Genomic DNA, 19,871 nt, shown 5'->3' on the forward strand with positions numbered 1-19,871 from the left:
ACGCCGGGCGGGCGCCGGTGGGCACCGTCAGAGCACCGGCGTCCGCGGCCGTCGTCCCCACACCGGCACCCGCTCGGGTCGCGGCCCGAGACCCACGAGGCGTGCCGTCAGCGCGCTGAGCGCGGGGACCCGGCGGAAGAGCCGTGGCCCGCGGTCGGGTGCGACGCCGTCGTGCCCGGCGATCGCCGGTCCGATCGCGCGCGCGTGCATCGCACGCTGCACCCCCTGGACGACCGCGGTGGGCATCCGCCGGCGGGCCTGGACCCGCCCGACCAGGCGCGTGGGGAACGGACCGCGGAACTCCCCCGACCGCAGCGGGCCCGCGAGCAGCCGGGCCGCGGCGATCGCGTCCTGCACCGCGAGGTTGACGCCGACCCCGCCGATGGGCGACATGGCGTGCGCGGCGTCGCCGAGGCACAGCACCCCCGGCGCCGACCAGCGCCGCAGCCGCTCGAGGCGCACGTCGAGGTGCTTGACGTCGTCCATCGAGGCGAGCCGTTCGACGTCGTCGGAGAGCTCCGGCACGAGCTCGGCGACCTCGGCGCGGAACGCCTCGATCCCACGGGCCCGCAGCGCGGCGTCCGTCCCCTTGGGCCCGAGGTACGCCATCTGCAGGTAGCCCTCGCGCGGGATGGTCACGAGCGCGCGGCCGGGGTGGATCCGCGGCACGAGCGCACCGCCCACGGGTCGGCTCGTCGGGACCTTGAACCACCAGACGTCGAACGGGACGGGGAACGCCCGCACGGGCAGACCGACCGCCCGGCGGACCACCGACCAGCGGCCGTCGCACGCCACGACGAGGTCGGCGTGCAGCGTCCCCTCGCCCTGCGGGGTGCGGTAGCGCACGCCGGTGACGCGCCCGCCGGTGCGCACGACGTCCGTCACCTCGTGCTCGCGCAGCAGCGTGAACGTCGGCTCGGCGGCGCCGGCGTCCGCGACGAGGTCGAGCAGGTCCCACTGCGGGACCATCGCGATGTACGGGTACGGCACGCGCAGGCGCGTGAAGTCGACGACGCGCACGGGGTCCCCGCCCGCGGGGTCGGGCAGCGTGATGCCCTCGACACGGGAGTGCGGCAGCGCGAGGAACCGCTCGATGAGCCCGAGGTCGTCCAGCGCCTGCATGGTCGAGGGGTGCACGGTGTCGCCGCGGAAGTCACGCAGGAAGTCGGCGTGCTTCTCCAGGACCGTCACCTCGACCCCGGCGCGTGCCAGCAGCAGACCGAGCACGAGCCCGGCGGGCCCGCCGCCGACGACCGCGCACGTCGTGCGTCCCGTGGTGGTGCCGTCCGACGTCATGGGGACCCCCTGTCCTCGCAGGACATCCTGCCCGATCTGCGCGTGCTGTCCAGGTTGGTCCCGGTGGCCGTACCGCCTCGCCGTACCGCCGGCGCGCTGCCGTCTCACGGGTCCGACGCCCGTGCCGTCGACCGGCCGCGTCCGCCAGGATGTCCGGGTTGTCCGTCCCGTCGCGCCCTGTCGCCCCGACCCGAGGAGAGCCATGCGCACGACCCCGACCGCCGCCGGAGCCGTGCTCTGCGTCGCGATGCTGCTTGGTGCCTGTGGCACGTCGGAGCGGGACGCGGCGGAGCCGACGCCCGCCGCCGCCACCGCGTCGGCGTCACCGACGCCCGCGGAGCCGACCGCCGAGCCCGAGCCGGTCGTCGCGCCGCTGGGGAGCCCGGACAACCCGGCGACGCCCGGCGTCGACACGGTGCCGCTCGGCGCGCAGGGGGCTCCCGTCTACCAGGTGGCGCTCTCGCCGGCCGACTTCGCCGCGGGCGACGTCGTCACCGGCTACTTCGACGGGAACGAGCCCGCCCCGGCGGGGTCCTCGTACGTCCTCCTGCCGGTCAGTGCCACGTACGTCGGGACGGGCGCCGAGCCGGCGCACGCGTGGCTCGACCTCGGCATCACGTTCGTCGCGGCGGACGGTCGCACGTTCGAGCCCAGCATGGCGCTGGTGCCGGGCGACCTGTCGGTGACGCCCGAGCTGACGACGGGGGAGTCCGCCCAGGGGAGCGTGCCGTTCGTCGTCCCGGACGACGCGCTGACCGGCGGGACGTGGCGGGTCGAGAACCAGTACGTCGGCAGCGGTGGCGAGACGGTGCACTTCACAGCGGTCTGACCGTGCCGCCGCACAGGTGCGCCGGTCGAGCGGTGCACCTGTGCCCCGGCGAGCCTCACGAGGGGTACGCGACCCCTCGGGGCGGTGCCGGGTCCGTCGGCGTGGCGTCGTCCGTGGGCGCACGGTGCCGCACGACCGTCAGCGGCAGCGCGGCCGCGGCGTGCGCCGGGACGGCGGGGCGCACGGGTGCGACGCGAGCCACCCGCCGGTACGGCTCGCCGAGGGCGGGCCGCGGGTCCGGCTCCCCGGCGTTCGGCCACGTCGCGCACGCCCGCTCGGCCTGCGCGGTGATCGTCAGCGACGGGTTGACCCCGAGGTTCGCGGAGACCGCCGACCCGTCCACGACGTGCAGGCCCGGGTACCCGAACACCCGGTGGTACGCGTCGACGACACCCGTGGAGGCGTCCGCGCCGATCGCGCAGCCGCCGAGGAAGTGCGCCGTCATGGGGACGTCGGCGACCTCCCCGAGCGTGCTCATGGGGATGCCGTCGAGGTGCCGGGCCATCGCCCGGTAGGCGGCGTTGGCCTGCGGCAGCCACGTCGGGTTCGGCTCCCCGTCGCCGCGGGTCGACGTCAGCCGCCACCGGCCCGTCCACGTGCGGCGCGGGCGCACGGTGAGCGAGGCGCCGCCGGTCTGCATGACGAGGCCGATGACCGAGCGGTCCGACCACGTCCGCAGGCCGCTGAGCACGGACACCGCGTGCCCCGGGTGCCGCACGACCTGCCCGAGCCAGCGCACCCAGCGCGGTACGCGCCCGCCGCCGTCGGTGAGGACCGTGCCGAGCAGGCCCATGAGGTTGGACCCGCGCCCGTACCGGACCGGCTCGATGTGCGTGCGCTCGTCGAGCCACACCGAGGACGTGATGGCCACGCCGCTGTTGACGCGCGGCCCGCGGGCACCGGGCCGGCGGGCGGCGCCGCCGAGCGCCTCGGAGTTGGTGCGCGTCAGGTGCCCGAGCCGGTCGGACAGGTGCGGCAGCGTCCCGTCGGCCTTGAGGCGGTGCAGCAGCTCCTGGGTGCCCCAGGCCCCGGCGGCGAGGACGACCTGGTCCGCGGTCAGGGTGGTGCGGGGGCGCCGCCGCCCGGTGGGGACGGTGACGACGTCCCAGCGGCCGTCGTCGTGCGGGACGAGGGAGACGACGGTCGTGTCCGGGACGATGCGCGCGCCCGCACGCTCGGCGAGCCACAGGTAGTTCGTCTCGAGGGTGTTCTTGGCCCCGTGCCGGCAGCCCGTCATGCACTGCCCGCACTCCAGGCAGCCGCGACGCTCGGGGCCGGCGCCTCCGAAGAACGGGTCCGGCACCGGTGCGCCGGGCTCGCCGAACACGACGCCGACCGGCGCGAGCCGGAACGTCCCGGCGACGCCGAGCTCACGCGCGGCCGCGCGGACCACCTCGTCGGCGGTCGTGAGCGTGGGGTTCTGCACCACCCCGAGCATCCGCTGCGCCTGGTCGTAGTGGGGGGCCAGCTCGTCGCGCCAGTCCGTGAGGGCCGCCCACTGCGGGTCGCGGTAGAAGTCGTCGGACTCCGGGCGGTAGAGCGTGTTGGCGTAGACCAGGGACCCGCCGCCCACCCCGGCCCCGGCCAGCAGCACGACGTCCGGCAGCACGTGGATGCGCTGGATGCCGCGGCACCCCAGCCGCGGTGCCCACAGGAACCGGCGGACGTCCCACGAGGTGCGCGGCAGGGTGTCGGGGGTGAACCGACGGCCGGCCTCCAGCACGGTGACCCGGTAGCCCTTCTCCGACAGGCGCAGCGCCGCGACCGAGCCGCCGAACCCGGAGCCCACGACGATGACGTGCGGGGCGTCGGGGCTCGTCATCGAGCGCACCTCCGGTGGTGTCGCAGCAGGTCGGAGGCCCGACGATAGCCGCGCCGGGCGTCATGGCCGTGGCGCGACGCACTGCTGCACCCGCGGGGTGCGGGTCAGGTGGGTCCGGCCGTGCCCGGGTCGTCGAGCAGCTCGTGGACGACGACGCCCGCCCACCACCGCTCGACCTCGTCCGGCGTCCAGCCGCGGTGGGCGGTGAGGTCCGTCCACGCCTCGAGCGTGCACACCGCGGCGTAGCGGTCCACGGCCCGCTGCGGGTCGAGGCCCTCGCGCAGCGTGCCCGCGGGCCACGACGTGAACGCCGTGAGCCGCGCGTGGTCCCCGCGGCGGGCTCCCTCGCGGGCGAGCTCGGCCAGCTCGGGCTCGGGGGCCTCGCGCAGCGCACGCAGCAGGTCACCCGAGCGCTCGTACAGCCGACGGTCGAACGCCACCGAGATCTCGAGCTGGCGGGCGTGGTCGCCGTCGGCGGCACCGAGGTCGGCCGCGACCTGCGCCGGGTCCGCGGCGAGGTCCGCGGCGTCCATGAGCGCCGTCGCGAGGCCCTTCTTGTTCCCGTACACGGCGTACACCGTCGGCACCGACACCCCGGCCGCCGCGGCGACGTCCCGCACCGTCGTCCCTGCCCAGCCGCGTGCGACGAACGCCTGCCGGGCGGCCTGCGCGATGCGCGTGCGTGTCTCGTCGGCCTGCGCGGTGCGCAGCAGCGACTCGTAGCGACGCGGGCTGCGGTCGTCGGACATCTTGTCCTCCCGGGTTGAACGTGCTTATATCGAATATATCAACGTTCGGGAGGCGTCATGACAGCCACCGGTCGGGCGAGCGGCGCGGCGGGCCTCGGCTTCGTCCTCCTCCTCGTCGTCGCGAACCTCGTCCTCACCTCGGCTGGCCTGCCGCTGCCGACCGACACCTCGACGCTGCCTGAGCTCGGCCGCGCCCACGCCGACGGCGTCGACGCGCTGCGGCTCGCCTCCGCGCTCATGCCCGCAGCCTGGCTGCTCGCGACCGTCTTCGCCGCCGGGCTCGCCGTCGAGTCGTGGCACTCGCCGGCGCGGCGCACGTGGGCGCTCGTCGGGCTCGGCGGGGTGCTCGCCCAGTGCGCGACCTTCGCCGTCGCCGAGGCGGCCCGGCTCGCCGTCGCGGCCGCCGCGCTCGACGGGACGGGCGGCGAGCCGGGCGCGCTCGCGGGCCTGTGGGGGCTGCACCGCGCGGTGTTCGGCTTCAACCAGGTCTTCCTCGCGACGGCGCTGCTCGGGTTCTCCCTCGCCCGGCCCTCGCCACGGGCGCACGCCGCGCTCGGGCTCACGGGTGCCGCCCTCCTGCTCGCGTCCGCCACGGCCGCGCCCTACGGCGTCGGGGGAGCGCAGCCCTTCGCGCTCGCGGGTCTCGCCGGCTGGGTGCTCTGGCTCGGGTGGATCGCGGTGGCCGGGGTACGGCTGCTGCGCACCGGCGCCCACCGTGCCGCCGACCGGTCCGCCGCCGGACGCGTCTGAGCCGGACCTCGCACCACGACCCCGCGCATCCTCCCCGCAGCACCACCGCCGGCCGACCGGCCGGCGGTCCGCACCGCACCGAGAGGACACGCCATGCTCACCACCCAGCTCCTCGGCTACGAGGTCGGCACCGGCCGTCTCGTACCCACCGTCGCGGCCGTGCTCGGCCTCGCCGCCGTCGCCGCGGCCACGCTCGCCGTCTCGCGGTGGCGACGGGCGGCACCCGGCGCGGGAGCCCGTGCGTCCGCCGCTGTCGCCACGGGGGTCCTCGCGGTCGCCGTCGGCGGCGCCCACGCCTCCCAGGCCGCCGGCGGCGTCGGCACCGGCAACGGTCTGGCCGGGGCTGTCGTCGCCGTCGTGCTGGGTGCCGTCGGCGTCCTCGCCGGCGGCGTCGTGCTCGCGGCGCGCGGCGGGCGCACGAGGGCCAGGGGGTGACGACCGGGGCGGCTGCTCGGAGGTGTCGCCGGCTCGGCGTCGCCGCGGCCGCGTGCGGACGACGCGGGCGCCGGCGGGGGGCCCGGTCGGGCCTGATCGGCTGGTCAGCGGGGAGCTGGGACCCGCCGCTCACCCCGGCCCCGGGTCAGAGGTAGCCGCCCGTCGTGGCCTGCGGGGTGGCCTCCTCCTCCACGTGGGCGAGCACCCCACGCAGCACGAGCGTCTCGTACCCGGGCCGACGTACCGCGAGCCACGGGGTCCGCGACATCGGGCACTGGTGGACGCTGACCGTCGCGCCCGGGATCTGCGGGGCGAGGGCGGCGACGTCCTTGGCCGCACCCGTGAGGTGCCGGGTGAGGTAGACGTCCGCACCGCGGCCGCGGATGCCGACGGTGCGCAGGCACGTGCACCGGCTGCACTCCTCCTCGACCGCCGCGCGCTGCCGCTCGACGAGCTGCTGCGTCGCGGTCGCCAGCGGGCGGCGCAGCAGCCGCTGCGCCCCGACGCCGCCGAGGAAGGCCGCGAGCAGCACGAGCGCCCAGGCGACGGCGTCCACCTCGCGGGCGTGCGTGGCGTACAGGTCGGCCAGCAGCCCTTCGGTGACGACCCCCATGACCAGGGCGCCGGCGACGAACCCGACCGCGGCGCCGGTGATCGCCAGCCCGACGCGACGCCGGCCTGCGCCGATGTCCTCCGCCGCGTCCGGGAGCCACCCGCGGATGTAGGCCAGGACCCGCGCGTCCGTCGCCGACAGGCCCGGGGTGTGCGGCAGGCGCCAGCGCTTCCACACGACCAGGCTGACGACGGCCGCGAGCGCCGGCACCCACACCGGCCAGGACGCGAGGATGCCCACCGTGACCAGCACGGCGGCGACGCCGGTAGCGACCAGCCCCGGGAGCCGCTCGCGCCACCACTGCTCGGGCGTCGCCCGGGCGTCACGCAGGGCGACGACCTCCGTGGCGGTGGGGCGCATGGCGACGATCGCCTCGAGCACGAGACGGGCCCCCGCCGGGTCGCCGCGCTCCTCCAGGGCGCGGACCACCTCGACGACGTGCCGCGGCCCGTCCTCGGGTGCGGGAACCAGCTCGACGAGGGTGCGGGCGGTGGCCCCGACGCGTCGCGTCGCCGCGTCGGCGTCGGTGGTGGACCGCGCGAGGGTGTCGACGACCAGCACGCGCCGGGTCAGCAGCGTGGTCCCCGGGGCGATCTCCTTGAGCAGGTGCCAGGTGGCGTCCGCGACCTCGTGCTCGCCGGCGAGCTCGGCCACGCGGGCGAGGAGGTAGCCGTGCGCGACGGCGACGGACCCCTGGAGCCCCTGGCCGAGCCGGTGCAGGGCGCCCAGCGCGTCCGCATCGCCCTGGGCGGCCCGTGCCCCGACCGCGACGACGTCGGCCCAGCTGACGCTGGCGGTGTCCAGGTCGATCTCACCGACGTCACCGAGGATGTCGAGGGCGGCGACCGGGTCGCCGTCGAACAGCGCCGCCCGTGCCCGCGCCGCCCGGGTGTCGTCCTCGGGGCTGAGTCGCGCCTGGCTCTCGACGAGCCCACGGAGCACGTCGAACTCGTCCATCGTGTCGGCCGCGCCCCTCCAGGCACCGAGCAGTGCGTCCGTGTCGATCTGGGGCATGGCCACCGCCTGGTCCCGGGCGGGCGGGCGCCCGCGTGCAGGCACATCCCATCCCGCGCAGCAGGGGTGTGGGGCGACTTCCTGTGTGACGTGGCTCACATCAGGATCGGTTCGGCCTGCTGCCCGGCCCGAGCCCGTGTCCGCCGTCGGCGGGCACCGGACAGGGCGTCCGGCGCCCGTGAGCAGCGAGGGCCGCGTCAGGCGGGGCCGACGTCCCAGTAGGTCGCCATGGTCGAGAAGTGCGTGGACCGCAGCCGTTCCGGCGCGAGGGTGACCAGCCGCCCGGCGACACGCTCCGTGAGGCGGTCCAGCGTCCGCGCGAGGTGCCGCGGGTCCACCGGCGAGGCGGCGGCCGGGCGGTAGTACGCGAGCGTGACGTGGGGTGTGAAGGGGCCGGACGGGACGATCTCGTCGAGCAGTGCGCGGGCCGCCAGCAGGCGCACGCAGTCCGCCTCGCTCGCGGGCAGCAGGCCGACGACGACGCTCGTGCCGGGCAGGTTGTAGACGGTGGTGAACCGCAGGTCGACCGGCGGCCGGCAGGACAGCTAGTCGCCCCGGTGCCCGGACCCCACGGGGGCCGGGACCGCCGGGCGGGTGGCCCGTCCCAGCACGTGCGGCGACGCGGGCTGCGTGCGACCCGGCGGGAACATGAACCGCTCGAGGTCGTGGATGACGAACCCGGCCGCCGTGATCGCGGCGACCGTGTCGCGGCCGGTGTGGCAGCCGCCGCTGAACAGCGGCCACAGCGTGGCGTCCACGACGCGCTGCACGCGCCGCAGCGTCGGGGTCTGCGCGGCCACGTGCTCGTAGAACCGCAGCTCGCCACCCGGTCGCAGCACCCGGAACGCCTCGCGCAGCGCTGCGGGCGGGTCCCCGACCGAGCAGAGCACGAGCGAGGCGACCACCACGTCCGCCGACGCGTCCGCGAACGGCAGCCGCTCGGCGACCGCGTCGAGCACCCGCACCGGGACGGAGGCGTCCGTGACCCGTCGCTCGGCCCGTCCCCGCAGGTACGGCTCGGGCTCCACGGCGACGACCGAGGTGACGGCGTCGGGGTAGTGCGGGAAGCTCGCGCCGTCGCCCGCCCCCACCTCGACGACCTGCCCGTGCAGCCCCGCCAGGATCCGGCGCCGGTGCGCGGCGACCCCCTGGGCGTCGAGCGTCGGCGACGCGCGGGCGTAGACGCGCGCGAACACCGGGTGGCGGCAGGCGGTCACCCGCCCAACGTCGGACCGCGGCCGACCGGTGTCAAGGTCACGGCGGTGCCCGTCCCGGCGGTGCCCGTCGCGGCGCGACGTAGGCTCGTGCCGTGGCCACCTTCTCCTCCCTTGCGCGTCAGCACGTCCTCCAGGCGATCGAGGAGTACGACCGCCGGGGGGCCGAGGACTTCCTCGCGGTCTACGGGTTCGCCCCGAACCCCGCGTGGACGATCCAGCACGAGGGCCGCGTGTACGACCTGCCGGCCGTGGTCGGCGTCGCCCACCGCTACGCGACGGGCCGTCTGGCCACGTCGGACGACCTGGCCGGCAGCCTGCCGGTGGCCGGTGCGATCCTGCGCAAGCGGGGCTTCGAGGTGACCGAGCCCGCCGGTGCGTCGACCGCGCGTGCGGTCCGGGCGGCCGCCGCACCCCGCGCCCGCCGGACGACCACGGCCCCCGCCCCCGCCAAGCCGCGCCGGGCGTCGGAGCCGGAGCGCGTCGCCCCGGTCTGCCCGACGTGCTCGATGACGCTGCCCTCGACCGGCGTCTGCGACTACTGCGCCTGACCGCGGGGCGACCGTCGTCGCTCAGGCGGGGGTGATCGGCAGCACGCCGTCCACCAGTGCGCGCAGGTCCTCGCCGCCCTCGCTGGTGGCGACGATCCCGTAGGCCATCCGCACCGCCAGCAGGACGTCCGCGGTGGTGGTGGTCGCGGGGACGAGCCCGGCCCGCTGCGCGCGCGACAGGGTCGCCTCGACCAGCAGGCGCAGCTGGTGGCCGCCGTCGTAGTCGGGCATCGAGCGCCGGGCGTCGACGACCATCTCGACGAACGCCGACTCCTCGACCACCAGGTCGAGCAGGCGTGACCACAGGCGGACGAACGCGTCGGGCGCCTCGTCCTGGGCGATGGCCGTCAGCTCCTCGAAGTGCGTCTCGAAGACCGCGCGGGCGAGGTCGAGGCGGGTGGGGAAGTGCCGGTAGAGCACGCCCTGGCCCGTGCCGGCCTCCTGCGCGATCGCGCTGAGCGGCACGTGGTAGCCGCGTTCGGCGAAGAGGCGGCGGGCGGCGGCGAGGATCGCGCGCCGGTTGCCCGCGGCGGCCGCGGGGCCTCGATTGACGCGACCCGTGGTTCTGGGCATAGTGGCATTCAACCATCCGGACAACGTTGTCCGGTTTACAGGAGCGAGGGCACGTGTCCGACCGCGAACAGACCTATGACCACACCTACGACGTCGTCGTGGTGGGCACCGGCGCCGCCGGCTTCGCCACCGCGATGGGCGCGATCGACGAGGGACTGAGCGTCCTGCTGGTCGAGAGCACCGACAAGTGGGGCGGCAGCACGGCGATGTCGGGCGGCGGGATGTGGATGCCCGACAACCCGCTGATGCGCCGCGACCGCGTCGGCGACTCCCGCGAGGAGGCGCTGACCTACCTCGAGGCCACCGTCGGCGACGCCGGCCCGGCCACCGACCGCGCCCGCAAGGAGGCGTTCGTCGACGGCGTCGAGGACTTCGTCGTCACCGCCGAGAAGCACGGCATGGTGTTCGCCCGCGCGGCCGACTACCCCGACTACTACCCCGAGCGGCCGGGCGGCAAGATCGGGCGCGCCATCGAGATCGAGCCGCACGACTCCCGCAAGCTCGGGCCGTGGTGGGGCTCGCTGCGCTCGGCGGTGCCGCTGCCCGCCAAGACCGACGACGTGTGGCTGCTCGGTCGCGCCTGGTCCACCCCCAGCGGGTTCGTCCGCGGCGCGCAGCTCGTGTTCCGTGCCCTCGGCGGCGTCGTCACCGGCAAGCGGCTCGTCGGCATCGGCAACGCGCTCGCGACCGCCTTCTGCAAGGCCGTCGTGATCGACGGGCGGGCGCCGATGTGGCTCGAGACGCCCATGGACGACCTGATCGTCGACGACGGCCGGGTCACCGGGATCACCGTGACCCGCGACGGCCGCACGGAGCGCATCCGCGCCACCCGCGGCGTCATGCTGGCCTCGGGCGGCTTCGAGGCCAACGTCGAGTGGCGGCGCATGCACCACGGGATCGACGGTGCGCCGTCGGGCAACCCCGGCAACGTCGGGCACCCGATCGAGGTCGCGGCCCGTGCCGGCGCGGCGCTCGACCTCATGGACGACGCGTGGTGGGGGGCCTCCATCGCGACGGTCGACGGTGAGCCCGCCTCGTTCATCGTCGGCGAGCGGTCCATGCCGTTCTCGCTGATGGTCGACGCGAAGGGCGCGCGGTTCGCCAACGAGTCCGAGTCCTACGTCGACCTCGGGCACCACATGCTCGAGCACGACAAGGACGGCGCCTACTGGCTCGTCTTCGACGCCCGCCACGGCCGGCGCTACCTGCGCATGTTCGCGATGGACCCCCGCCAGAAGAAGGCGTGGGCGCAAGCCGGTATCACGGTCAAGGCGCCCACGCTCGCGGGCCTGGCCGACGCGATGGGCGTGGACCCCGAGACGTTCCGCGCGACGATCGAGCGGTTCAACGGGTTCGCGCGCACCGGCGTCGACGGCGAGTTCGGGCGCGGCAACTCCGCGTACGACCGGTACTACGGCGACCCGCTGGTGCACCCCAACCCGAACCTCGGCCCGATCGAGAAGGGCCCCTTCGTGGCGTACCGCGTCGTGGTCGGCGACCTGGGCACCAAGGGTGGCGTGCTGACCGACGCCCACGCCCGCGCCCTGCGCGCGGACGGCAGCGTCATCGAGGGCCTGTACGCCGCGGGCAACTGCTCGGCCTCGGTCATGGGCCGCACGTACCCCGGGCCCGGGTCGACGATCGGACCGGCGGTCGTGTTCGGCCTGCGCGGCGCCCGCCACATGGCCGCCGCCCGCGCCTGACAGGTCGGTCCGCGCAGAGCCCGGCCGGGGCAGGCAGCACCGGCCGGGCTCAGCGCGTGGTGCCGCGCACCACGAGCCGCACCGGCATGACCAGGTGCTCGACCTGGACGTCGTCACCGGACAGGCGCCGGTCGAGCAGGCGCAGCGACTCCTCGACCACCAGGTCCGTGCGGGGGTCCACCGTCGTGAGGCCCGGCGTGAGGTGCGCACTGACGGCGAGGTTGTCGAAGCCGACCACCTGCACGTCGTCGGGGATGCGCAGGCCGCAGTCGTGCAGCCCGGCCATGACGCCGATCGCCACCTGGTCGGTGACGGCGAAGACGCCGTCGATCGGCAGGCCCTCGGCCACGGCGGTGCGGATCTGCTCGCGGCTCTCGGACATCTCGAAGTGCAGGGGCGGCAGGACGAGGCGCTCGTCGGGGACGAGCCCGGCCTCGACGTGCGCGGCGCGCCACCCGGCCGTGCGCATGCCGACCATGCCGGTCTCGGCCGGGTCGCGCGTGCCGCCGGCGATGGCGATGTGCCGCGCACCGCGGGCGATGAGGTGCGCCGTGGCCAGGTGGGCGCCGTCGAAGTTGCCGAGCATCACCTGGTCGAGGTGGTCGGGCATCCGCTTCTCGCCGAGCAGCACGAGGGGCATGTCGCTCTGCAGGCGGGCCACCTCGTCGTCGTGCATGCCGACGACGGACAGCAGGACCCCGTCGTACATCTGCAGCCGCGCCTGTGAGAGCGCGCTCAGCTCCCCCTCGCGGCTGGCTCCGGTCTGCTCGATCACCAGGTGCCGGCCGGCGGGCCGCAGGGCGTCGGTCACGGCGGCCGCGAGCTCGGCGAAGTAGGGGTGGTCGGCGCGGGGGATGGACAGCGCGATGGTGCCGCTGCGGCCGGCCCGCAGGCTGCGGGCCGTCAGGTTCACCTGGTAGCCCAGCTCGTCGACCGCCGCCAGGACGCGGCGGCGGGTGGCCTCGCTGACGCGCGGGCGGCCGTTCACCACGTTCGACACCGTCATCACGGAGACACCGGACGCCTTGGCGACGTCCTTCAGTGTGGGCATGTCGCCACCCTACGGAGTGTGGGCCGTCGCGCGGGACCCGATGCGCTTGACTTTTGTGATCGTGTACCCGAAGGTCGGGTTGCGCCGCGTGTAACGATAAACCCGAGGACTCGACGACGAGGCTCCCTCCGCCCCGGCAGCCGGACCCCGTCGCCCGTCCGGAGGTCTGTGCGCACGCCGGCCACGCGACTCCCGGTGCGTCAGAGCCGACGCCCGGCACCGACCTCGAAGGGACCTTCGTGTCTTCCCTGACTGCCGTCATCGACCTCGACCTACCCGGGCCGACGATCAGCCGCCACGTCTACGGGCACTTCGCCGAGCACCTGGGACGCTGCATCTACGGCGGCTTCTGGGTCGGTGAGGACTCCGACATCCCGAACGTCCGAGGCATCCGCACCGACGTCGTCGAGGCGCTGCGCGCGCTGCGCATCCCCAACCTGCGCTGGCCCGGCGGCTGCTTCGCCGACGACTACCACTGGCGCGACGGCATCGGCCCGCGCGACGAGCGACCCCGCATGGTCAACTCCCACTGGGGCGACGTCGTCGAGGACAACTCCTTCGGCACCCACGAGTTCATGGACCTGTGCGAGATGCTCGGCGCCGAGCCCTACGTCAACGGCAACGTCGGCTCCGGCACGGTCCGCGAGATGAGCGAGTGGGTCGAGTACCTCACGCGGGCCGACGACTCCCCGATGGCGGCCCTGCGCCGGGCCAACGGCCGCGACGAGCCGTGGGCGCTGCCGTTCTTCGGCATCGGCAACGAGCCGTGGGGCTGCGGCGGCAACATGACCGCCCAGCACTACGCCGACCTGGCCCGCCAGTACGCCACCTACGTGCGCAACCACGGCGGCAACAGCGTCTACAAGATCGCCGCCGGCGCCAACGCCGACGACTACGCGTGGACCGAGACCCTCATGAAGGTCTCGCAGAAGCTGGGCTGCGGCTGCGACCCGCGCGGGTTCTTCCAGGGCATCTCGATGCACTACTACACGATGTCCGGCGACTGGAGCGACAAGGGCCACGCGACGGCCTTCGACACCGACGACTGGTACGTCACCATGCGCCGCGCCCACAAGATCGAGGAGCTCGTCCGCGGGCACTCCAACGTCATGGACGCGTACGACCCCGAGCACCGCATCGGCCTCGTCGTCGACGAGTGGGGCACGTGGTGGAACGTCGAGGAGGGCACCAACCCGGGGTTCCTGTACCAGCAGAACACGCTGCGCGACGCCCTGGTCGCGAGCCTGCACTTCGACACGTTCCACCGCTACGCGCACCGCATCTCCATGGCGAACATCGCGCAGACGGTCAACGTGCTGCAGGCGATGATCCTCACGGACCCGACGACCGGTGCGCTGGTCCTCACGCCCAGCTACCACGTGTTCGAGATGAACACCGGCCACCACGACGCGTCCGCGCTCGCGGTGAACGTCAAGGGCGAGGTGCCCACGCGGGACGTCGAGGGCAAGGCGCTGCCGCTGCTGTCGATGTCCGCGTCCACCACGGACGACACGGCGCTGATCTCCCTGTCGAACCTCGACGCCGACACCCCGACGACCCTCGTGCTGGACCTGCGCGGCCGTGAGGTCGTGGAGTTCTCGGCCCGCGTGCTGACCGCGCCGTCGATCCAGGCGCACAACACGCCCGAGCAGCCGGACGCCGTCGCGCCCGTCGCGCACGACGGCGTCCGGCGCCACCCCCGCGGGCTCGAGGTCGACCTGCCGGCGCGCTCGTACACCACCGTCCGGCTGGAGCTGGGCGCGTGAGCGGGCAGGGGCTGGGCGTGAACGGGACGACGTGGACGAGCTGGGCGCCGCCCGGGACACCGGGCGCGATCACCGAGCTGCCGGCCGAGGCCGTGCCGACCGACGGGCTGACGGACCACCGCTCCGGTGACCCCGACGCCCCGACGGTCGTGCTGCTGCACGGCGTCACCGACTCGGGCACCACGTGGCCGGACCTGCTGACGCACTGGGGCGACCGGTACGACGTCCACGCACCCGACCTGCGCGGGCACGGCACGTCGCCGCGGTTCACGCCCGCGCAGATGGCGTACGCGCCGGAGGTGCTGGTCGCGGACGTCGTCGCGTTGCTCGACGCGCTGCCCGGGCCGGTCGCGCTCGTCGGGCACTCGCTCGGCGGCGTGACGGCCCTGCGGGCGGCGCTCGTGCGCCCCGAGAAGGTCCGCGCGCTCGTCGTCGAGGACCCGGCCCGCCCGACGGGCGCGCGGGCACCGGAGCCGCAGTTCTCGGCGATGCTGCTCGGCCAGACGCAGGTCGTCATCGACGACCGCGGTGCCGAGATCGCCCGCATGCGCCGCGAGACGCCGTGGAGCGACACCGAGATCGAGGCCTGGGCGGCCACCCGCGCGGACGTCGACCAGGAGTACCTGCGTGCCGGGCTGTTCCTGGGCGACGCGGCGTGGGAGGAGGCGTTCGGCGCCCTGCGTGTGCCGACGCTGCTCGTCCTGCCGGAGGAGGCCACGATGGCGCCGCGGCCCGACGGATTCGACAACCCGCTCGTGCGGACCGTCGTCGTCCCCGGCGCCGGCCACTGCGTGCGCCGCGACCAGCCGGACGCGTACCACGCGCTGGTCGACGCGTTCCTCGCGGAGCACCTGCGCTGACGGGGCGGTCGGCCGCACCACGACGTGCCCGGATCGTCCGAGGGAGCTCGGACCGGTCGCGAGTGGGTTCAGCGTCCTCGGTGAGCGCGGTCCGACACGGATGGGGATCCGTATCGCCACGTCGCTGAGCGTTCGTCAGCGTGAACTGCGCGCGGCACACGTCAGGCAGCCGAGTCGCGTGGTGCTCTGTGGCTCGTCTGTCTCGCGGGCTCGTGGTAGCCGCGACCACGCCCAGATCGAGGCTGCTGCAAACGGGTGCACCTCACGCTCCCGGGCTAGGCGGCATGGGCGGGATGGGGGAGTGTCCACCGAGTTCCGACGTGTGGATGCTGGGGGCGACGGTGCAGAGTGACCGACCGACGACATGGCTGTCACGCAGGACCTCTGGGGCGACCGCGATCGCTGTGCTGCTCGCCATGGGGTGGAGCGTCGTACCCCCGGCGGCTGCCCTGCCGGCCGACCAACCTGCAGCGTTCCGCGCAGGTGTCCCTGCACCGTCCCTGGGATTGATCGAGGAGGCGTTCACCGACGGCGGTGTGCGGGTCGCCGCCCGGACGGATCCGTCCTTCGAGGTGTACGCGTGCCTCGAGGAGCCGACCGAGCCTCCGGAGGGGTGGCCGTACGACTTCGCCGAGAAGGTAATGATATCGGCGGAGTTGTCTGGCATTTCTTCATGAGTGGCACCACCGGGATGATTGGGCCTTCCCACGAGGTGCTCGAGGCGCTGAATCGCCACAATATTCCCTTCTACATTCACATGACCGCATGACGCAGGAGATCGCATGTACGAGGACCTGACCAGGGAACAGGCGTGGGACGTCGTGCGGCACATCGAAGCCGACGCGCCCTCGCGACTGCGCCTCCTGGCCGAGTTGATGCGCGACACCGACGGACCCTTGGCGGAGATGGACGCAACGCTCGAGAGCCTTGTCGCGGCGTGGGCGTGGTTCACCCCGGTCGCTATTGCAGGGTATCCGGGCGTGCCGACGGATATGCCATCTTTGTACGAGGCAAGCATCGCCGAGCACGTACTCCCGGAGTACGTCGAATTTGCCCGGCGCCGCGCGCTGCTGTGTGAAGGTCTCATGCATTACGTGGAACTCGTGCTCAGGAGGGTCGACCAAGGTGCGCGTTGGGACCTCTGGCTGCAGAAGGGCCGCATCCGCATGGCCCAGCACCAGGAGCCGGTATTTCGACTGAGCAACGGGACGCCGATTCACCTCACGAGCATAGTGACGGGGATGGCGTACAAGTGTGAAGTGGGAGAGTTGCCTGGCGCACGCGACCCCCAGCGTTTGCGCGACATCATCGCGGAGGGCCTTCCCTCATCGTGGCGTCGCCACCAGGACCCGCAGCCGTCGGTGCTCGTGCCCTACCTGTCCTACGCCGACCAGACGCCGCCGGCGATCGTGACGTCGAGCCCGCTGGCGGTGCTGTTCGACGCACCCACCCCGGCGCCCGCGGAACCGTTCGACGACGTCGGGGTCGAGCTGCTGCTGGCCGGGGGACCGGCTGCGGGCCTGGACGACCCGCGGCACTTCGCGCCCCTGCCCGTCGACACGGTCGCCGCGGTCCTGACCGCGCTCGACGTCACGCACGAGGACGGCCGGCCCGTGAAGGCCCGGGAGCTCCTGGAGGACGGGACCCAGTTGTTCGCGGCCGACGGGACCGCCATGGTCGAGACCATCGCGACCGGCGGTGCGTTGCGTGCACTGTCGGTCGAACCGGCCGGTGGTGGCGCGGCCGCGTCCTGGGCGTGTATCGAGGACGGTCTGCGCCGGCTCGCCGAGTCCCTGGGTGGTCATCTGGCCTCGGACTCCGAAGGCTGGCCCGAACCGTAGGGGCGAGCTCCGGTCGCGATGGGTACCACCGGCGTACATTGCGACTGATGCTGTTCCATCTGCCGATCTCAGGGCGAAGCCAGGTGGGTGCAGCGCCCTGGGAATTGCGTCGGGGACGAGACCACGACGGTTTCCTGGTGTCTCGCATTCAGGCGTATAGGGCCGTGGCGGGCAGAAGTACCGGCGACATCAGGGGGGCGGCACGTCGTACGTGTTCACGTCAATGCGAAGGTGTGGGGGAAGTTCTTGTACGTGGACCTGACCAGGGAACAGGCGTGGGACGTCGTGCGGCACATCGAGGCGCGCGCGCCCTACCGGCTGTGCCTGCTGGCCGAGCGAATGCGGGACACCGGCGGCCCTCTGGACCAGATGGATGCGAGTCTGGAGAGCCTGGTCCCGATGTGGGAGTGGTTCACCACGCTCGCCATGGCTGGCTACCCCGACGTCCCTACCGACGTGCCGCCCACGGACGAGCCGCGAATCGTTGCGCACGCACTCCCCGAGTACGTCGATCTCGCGCGCCGTCGCGCCCTCATGTGCGAAGGGCTGACGCACTACATCGAACTGGTGGTCAGGCGGATCGACCCTCAGTCGCGGTGGGACCTGTGGCTGCAGAAGGGCCGCATCCGCATGGCGCAGCACCAGGAGCCGGTCCTCCGGCTCAGCGACGGCACACCGATCCACGTGGTCTACCTTCCGGGCGGCATGGCCCGTCGGTACGAGAAGGGCGAGCTCCATGCCGGTCGGGACCCGCTGGCGCTACGCAAGAACATCACCGAGGACCTTCCCTTGTCGTGGCGACGCGACCAGGACCCGCAGCCGTCGGTGCTCGCGCCCTACCTCGCTTACGCCGGCCGGACGCCGCCGGCGATCGTGACGTCGAGCCCGCTGGCGGTGCTGTTCGACGCACCCACCCCGGCGCCCGCGGAACCGTTCGACGACGTCGGGGTCGAGCTGCTGCTGGCCGGGGGACCGGCTGCGGGCCTGGACGACCCGCGGCACTTCGCGCCCCTGCCCGTCGACACGGTCGCCGCGGTCCTGACCGCGCTCGATCTCACGCACGAGGACGGCCGGCCCGTGAAGGCCCGGGAGCTCCTGGAGGACGGGACCCAGCTGTTCGCCGCTGACGGGACCGCCATGGTCGAGACCATCGCGACCGGCGGTGCGTTGCGTGCACTGTCGGTCGAACCGGCCGGTGGTGGCGCGGCCGCGTCCTGGGCGTGTATCGAGGACGGTCTGCGCCGGCTCGCGGAGTCCCTGGGTGGTCATTTGGCCTCGGACTCCGAAGGCTGGCCCGAACCGTAGGGGCGAGCTCCGGTCGCGATGGTCGCCCACCGGCGCACATGGCGACTGATGCTGTTCCCGGTGCGGGCGTGGCGGGCAGAAGTATCAATCGCCCCGGCCGGTCACGTCGCTCGTGCGCACGCGGGACCGGCCCCACGCACTACCGTCGGGTGCCGTGGACGTCCACCCCCAGCAGGCCACCGCCGCCGACGCGACGGCGATCCACGCGCTGCGGCGCTCCCTCGAGGACTGGATGGCCACCCGCGGCATCGACCAGTGGCCCGTCGGGTCCGTGCCGGCCGAGCGCATCGCGGCGCAGGTGGCCGACGGGCAGTGGTGGGTGGTCCGCGACGACGACGGGCTGCGGGGCGTCGTGCGCGTCGTCGCCACGGACCCCGAGTACTGGGGCGACGACGACGCGCCCGCCCTCTACGTCCACGGGCTCATGGTCGCCCGGCGGGCGGCGGGGACCGGGCTCGGGCGGGCGCTCGTCGAGTGGGTGGGCGAGCGTGCGCGCGCTGCCGGCGCGACGTGGCTGCGGCTCGACCACCGCGCGTCCAACCCGCACCTGGACGACGTGTACCGGTCCTGGGGGTTCGAGCCGGTCGGCGTCACCGACCGCCCGGGGTTCGCGGTGGTGCTGATGCAGCGCCCCGTGCACGGGGGGACGGCCCCGGGCGACGTACCGTCGTCCCCGTGAGGGCACGTCGCGGCCCGGCGAGGGAGGACAGGACGATGCAGCAGCGGACCAGGACGTGGGTCGGGATCGGTGCCGGCGTGGTGGTGCTGGGGATCGTGGCCGCCGTCGTCGGGCCCGGGCTGTACGCCGACTGGGCCAACGACCGCGCCGACGCCGCCCCGACCCTCGAGGCGCAGGTGCAGGGCGCACCCGTCACGGCGACGGACGGCACGTGGACCGTCACGGACGGCTCCTTCGCCGGGTACCGCCTCGAGGAGGTGCTGCGCGGCCAGGACGTCACCGTGACCGGGCGCACCGACCAGGTGACCGGCACGCTCACCGTCGCGGACGGCGCGCTCACCGCTGCCGAGGTCGTGGTCGACATGGCGAGCATCGCCACGGACCAGCACCCGCGTGACGGCTACTTCCGGGACCAGGCGATCCAGGTGGTGCGCTATCCCACGGCGACCTTCACGCTGACCGAGCCGGTCGAGCTGCCGCAGGACGCGACGAGTGCGCAGCTCACGGGTGACCTGACGATCCGCGACGTCACGCGCGAGGTCACGGTGGACGCCGACCTCGCGGCGTCGGGCGACGTCGTGCAGGTCGTGGGGTCGGTGCCGATCACGTTCGCGGACTACGGCGTGCAGGCGCCGAGCCTCGGCTTCGTGACGGTCGAGGACGACGGGTTCGTCGAGTTCGACCTGCGTCTCGCGGCGGACTGACGCGGCGCCGGCAGGGGTCGGAGGGCCGGCGCGGCGGGTGACGCGTCGTCGGCGGTTGCCACCTCGTCCGTCCCGGTGACGCCTGGCTCCCGGTACGGCGTGCCGCCGGGCCGAGC

20 protein-coding genes are annotated in these 19,871 nt (G+C 74.2%); 12 read left to right on the top strand and 8 right to left on the bottom strand.

Going from position 1 to position 19,871, the window contains the following annotated elements:
• Window positions 1-27 precede the first annotated feature (27 nt).
• Window positions 28-1,296, bottom strand: coding sequence for an FAD-dependent oxidoreductase (locus J1G43_RS01915; RefSeq protein WP_207377846.1), 1,269 nt, complete (start codon window positions 1,294-1,296; stop codon window positions 28-30).
• Between the two features lie 202 nt (window positions 1,297-1,498).
• On the opposite strand from J1G43_RS01915, the gene J1G43_RS01920 reads away from it, so the two are divergent.
• The gene (locus J1G43_RS01920) at window positions 1,499-2,125 is read left to right on the top strand and encodes a hypothetical protein (protein ID WP_207377847.1); all 627 of its coding nucleotides are present in this window, start codon (window positions 1,499-1,501) and stop codon (window positions 2,123-2,125) included.
• A gap of 55 nt (window positions 2,126-2,180) precedes the next feature.
• Here the strand turns inward: J1G43_RS01920 and J1G43_RS01925 are convergent, their stop codons facing one another.
• Window positions 2,181-3,947 (bottom strand): FAD-dependent oxidoreductase, encoded by a 1,767-nt coding sequence (locus tag J1G43_RS01925; protein ID WP_207377848.1) that lies wholly within the window; start codon window positions 3,945-3,947, stop codon window positions 2,181-2,183.
• A gap of 104 nt (window positions 3,948-4,051) precedes the next feature.
• Window positions 4,052-4,696 (bottom strand): TetR/AcrR family transcriptional regulator, encoded by a 645-nt coding sequence (locus tag J1G43_RS01930; RefSeq protein WP_207339950.1) that lies wholly within the window; start codon window positions 4,694-4,696, stop codon window positions 4,052-4,054.
• Window positions 4,697-4,753: 57 nt separating this feature from the next.
• Between J1G43_RS01930 and J1G43_RS01935 the strand changes: the two genes are divergently transcribed.
• Complete coding sequence (locus J1G43_RS01935) at window positions 4,754-5,446, top strand: hypothetical protein (RefSeq protein ID WP_207377849.1); 693 nt, start codon at window positions 4,754-4,756, stop codon at window positions 5,444-5,446.
• Window positions 5,447-5,539: 93 nt separating this feature from the next.
• On the top strand, window positions 5,540-5,881 hold the full coding sequence (locus J1G43_RS01940; RefSeq protein WP_207339948.1) for a DUF6223 family protein: 342 nt from the start codon (window positions 5,540-5,542) through the stop codon (window positions 5,879-5,881).
• Between the two features lie 145 nt (window positions 5,882-6,026).
• On the opposite strand, the gene J1G43_RS01945 is transcribed toward J1G43_RS01940, so the two are convergent.
• From J1G43_RS01945 to J1G43_RS19525, 3 genes are all read right to left on the bottom strand, one after another.
• Window positions 6,027-7,508, bottom strand: coding sequence for a hypothetical protein (locus tag J1G43_RS01945; RefSeq protein ID WP_207339947.1), 1,482 nt, complete (start codon window positions 7,506-7,508; stop codon window positions 6,027-6,029).
• Window positions 7,509-7,705: 197 nt separating this feature from the next.
• The gene (locus tag J1G43_RS01950; protein ID WP_207339946.1) at window positions 7,706-7,951 is read right to left on the bottom strand and encodes a hypothetical protein; all 246 of its coding nucleotides are present in this window, start codon (window positions 7,949-7,951) and stop codon (window positions 7,706-7,708) included.
• A 102-nt stretch (window positions 7,952-8,053) separates the two neighbouring features.
• Window positions 8,054-8,725 carry a class I SAM-dependent methyltransferase gene (locus J1G43_RS19525; protein ID WP_207377850.1) on the bottom strand — a complete coding sequence of 224 codons (672 nt, stop codon included), beginning with the start codon at window positions 8,723-8,725 and terminating at the stop codon, window positions 8,054-8,056.
• Between the two features lie 92 nt (window positions 8,726-8,817).
• Between J1G43_RS19525 and J1G43_RS19530 the strand changes: the two genes are divergently transcribed.
• Complete coding sequence (locus J1G43_RS19530; protein ID WP_207339944.1) at window positions 8,818-9,273, top strand: hypothetical protein; 456 nt, start codon at window positions 8,818-8,820, stop codon at window positions 9,271-9,273.
• A gap of 21 nt (window positions 9,274-9,294) precedes the next feature.
• On the opposite strand, the gene J1G43_RS01965 is transcribed toward J1G43_RS19530, so the two are convergent.
• Window positions 9,295-9,846 (bottom strand): TetR/AcrR family transcriptional regulator, encoded by a 552-nt coding sequence (locus J1G43_RS01965; RefSeq protein ID WP_207339943.1) that lies wholly within the window; start codon window positions 9,844-9,846, stop codon window positions 9,295-9,297.
• A gap of 53 nt (window positions 9,847-9,899) precedes the next feature.
• On the opposite strand from J1G43_RS01965, the gene J1G43_RS01970 reads away from it, so the two are divergent.
• The gene (locus J1G43_RS01970; RefSeq protein WP_207377851.1) at window positions 9,900-11,549 is read left to right on the top strand and encodes an FAD-binding protein; all 1,650 of its coding nucleotides are present in this window, start codon (window positions 9,900-9,902) and stop codon (window positions 11,547-11,549) included.
• 49 nt (window positions 11,550-11,598) lie between these two features.
• On the opposite strand, the gene J1G43_RS01975 is transcribed toward J1G43_RS01970, so the two are convergent.
• Window positions 11,599-12,600, bottom strand: coding sequence for a LacI family DNA-binding transcriptional regulator (locus tag J1G43_RS01975; RefSeq protein WP_207339941.1), 1,002 nt, complete (start codon window positions 12,598-12,600; stop codon window positions 11,599-11,601).
• A 239-nt stretch (window positions 12,601-12,839) separates the two neighbouring features.
• Here J1G43_RS01975 and J1G43_RS01980 point away from each other — a divergent pair, with 239 nt between their 5' ends.
• The 7 genes from J1G43_RS01980 to J1G43_RS02010 all read left to right on the top strand — a co-directional run bounded on the left by J1G43_RS01980 (window position 12,840) and on the right by J1G43_RS02010 (window position 19,755).
• A complete protein-coding gene (locus tag J1G43_RS01980) occupies window positions 12,840-14,366 on the top strand; it encodes an alpha-N-arabinofuranosidase (protein ID WP_207369771.1) in 1,527 nt (508 codons plus the stop codon).
• The gene (locus tag J1G43_RS01985; RefSeq protein ID WP_207369772.1) at window positions 14,363-15,226 is read left to right on the top strand and encodes an alpha/beta fold hydrolase; all 864 of its coding nucleotides are present in this window, start codon (window positions 14,363-14,365) and stop codon (window positions 15,224-15,226) included. Before J1G43_RS01980 ends, J1G43_RS01985 begins: the two co-directional genes overlap by 4 nt.
• A gap of 506 nt (window positions 15,227-15,732) precedes the next feature.
• Window positions 15,733-15,903, top strand: coding sequence for a hypothetical protein (locus J1G43_RS01990; RefSeq protein WP_207377852.1), 171 nt, complete (start codon window positions 15,733-15,735; stop codon window positions 15,901-15,903).
• A gap of 105 nt (window positions 15,904-16,008) precedes the next feature.
• Entirely contained in the window at window positions 16,009-17,067 is a 1,059-nt protein-coding gene (locus J1G43_RS01995; protein WP_207377853.1) for a hypothetical protein, read from the top strand.
• Between the two features lie 231 nt (window positions 17,068-17,298).
• On the top strand, window positions 17,299-18,372 hold the full coding sequence (locus J1G43_RS02000; RefSeq protein WP_207377854.1) for a hypothetical protein: 1,074 nt from the start codon (window positions 17,299-17,301) through the stop codon (window positions 18,370-18,372).
• 154 nt (window positions 18,373-18,526) lie between these two features.
• Window positions 18,527-19,051, top strand: a complete 525-nt coding sequence (locus tag J1G43_RS02005) for an N-acetyltransferase (RefSeq protein ID WP_207339833.1) — start codon at window positions 18,527-18,529, stop codon at window positions 19,049-19,051.
• Between the two features lie 35 nt (window positions 19,052-19,086).
• Window positions 19,087-19,755 (top strand): YceI family protein, encoded by a 669-nt coding sequence (locus tag J1G43_RS02010; protein ID WP_207377855.1) that lies wholly within the window; start codon window positions 19,087-19,089, stop codon window positions 19,753-19,755.
• The last annotated feature ends 116 nt before the right edge of the window (window positions 19,756-19,871 follow it).

It is taken from the genome of Cellulomonas sp. zg-ZUI22 (genome assembly GCF_017353535.1).
Lineage (GTDB): Bacteria > Actinomycetota > Actinomycetes > Actinomycetales > Cellulomonadaceae > Cellulomonas > Cellulomonas wangleii.

Bases quoted from the DNA above. Each gene is read 5' to 3' on its own strand.
- J1G43_RS01965 (WP_207339943.1), bottom strand. From the start codon at position 9,846: ATGCCCAGAACCACGGGTCGCGTCAATCGAGGCCCCGCGGCCGCCGCG.
- J1G43_RS01935 (WP_207377849.1), top strand. From the start codon at position 4,754: ATGACAGCCACCGGTCGGGCGAGCGGCGCGGCGGGCCTCGGCTTCGTC.
- J1G43_RS01975 (WP_207339941.1), bottom strand. From the start codon at position 12,600: ATGCCCACACTGAAGGACGTCGCCAAGGCGTCCGGTGTCTCCGTGATG.
- J1G43_RS01940 (WP_207339948.1), top strand. From the start codon at position 5,540: ATGCTCACCACCCAGCTCCTCGGCTACGAGGTCGGCACCGGCCGTCTC.
- J1G43_RS01915 (WP_207377846.1), bottom strand. From the start codon at position 1,296: ATGACGTCGGACGGCACCACCACGGGACGCACGACGTGCGCGGTCGTC.
- J1G43_RS01995 (WP_207377853.1), top strand. From the start codon at position 16,009: ATGTACGAGGACCTGACCAGGGAACAGGCGTGGGACGTCGTGCGGCAC.
- J1G43_RS01945 (WP_207339947.1), bottom strand. From the start codon at position 7,508: ATGCCCCAGATCGACACGGACGCACTGCTCGGTGCCTGGAGGGGCGCG.
- J1G43_RS01920 (WP_207377847.1), top strand. From the start codon at position 1,499: ATGCGCACGACCCCGACCGCCGCCGGAGCCGTGCTCTGCGTCGCGATG.
- J1G43_RS02010 (WP_207377855.1), top strand. From the start codon at position 19,087: ATGCAGCAGCGGACCAGGACGTGGGTCGGGATCGGTGCCGGCGTGGTG.
- J1G43_RS01925 (WP_207377848.1), bottom strand. From the start codon at position 3,947: ATGACGAGCCCCGACGCCCCGCACGTCATCGTCGTGGGCTCCGGGTTC.
- J1G43_RS01930 (WP_207339950.1), bottom strand. From the start codon at position 4,696: ATGTCCGACGACCGCAGCCCGCGTCGCTACGAGTCGCTGCTGCGCACC.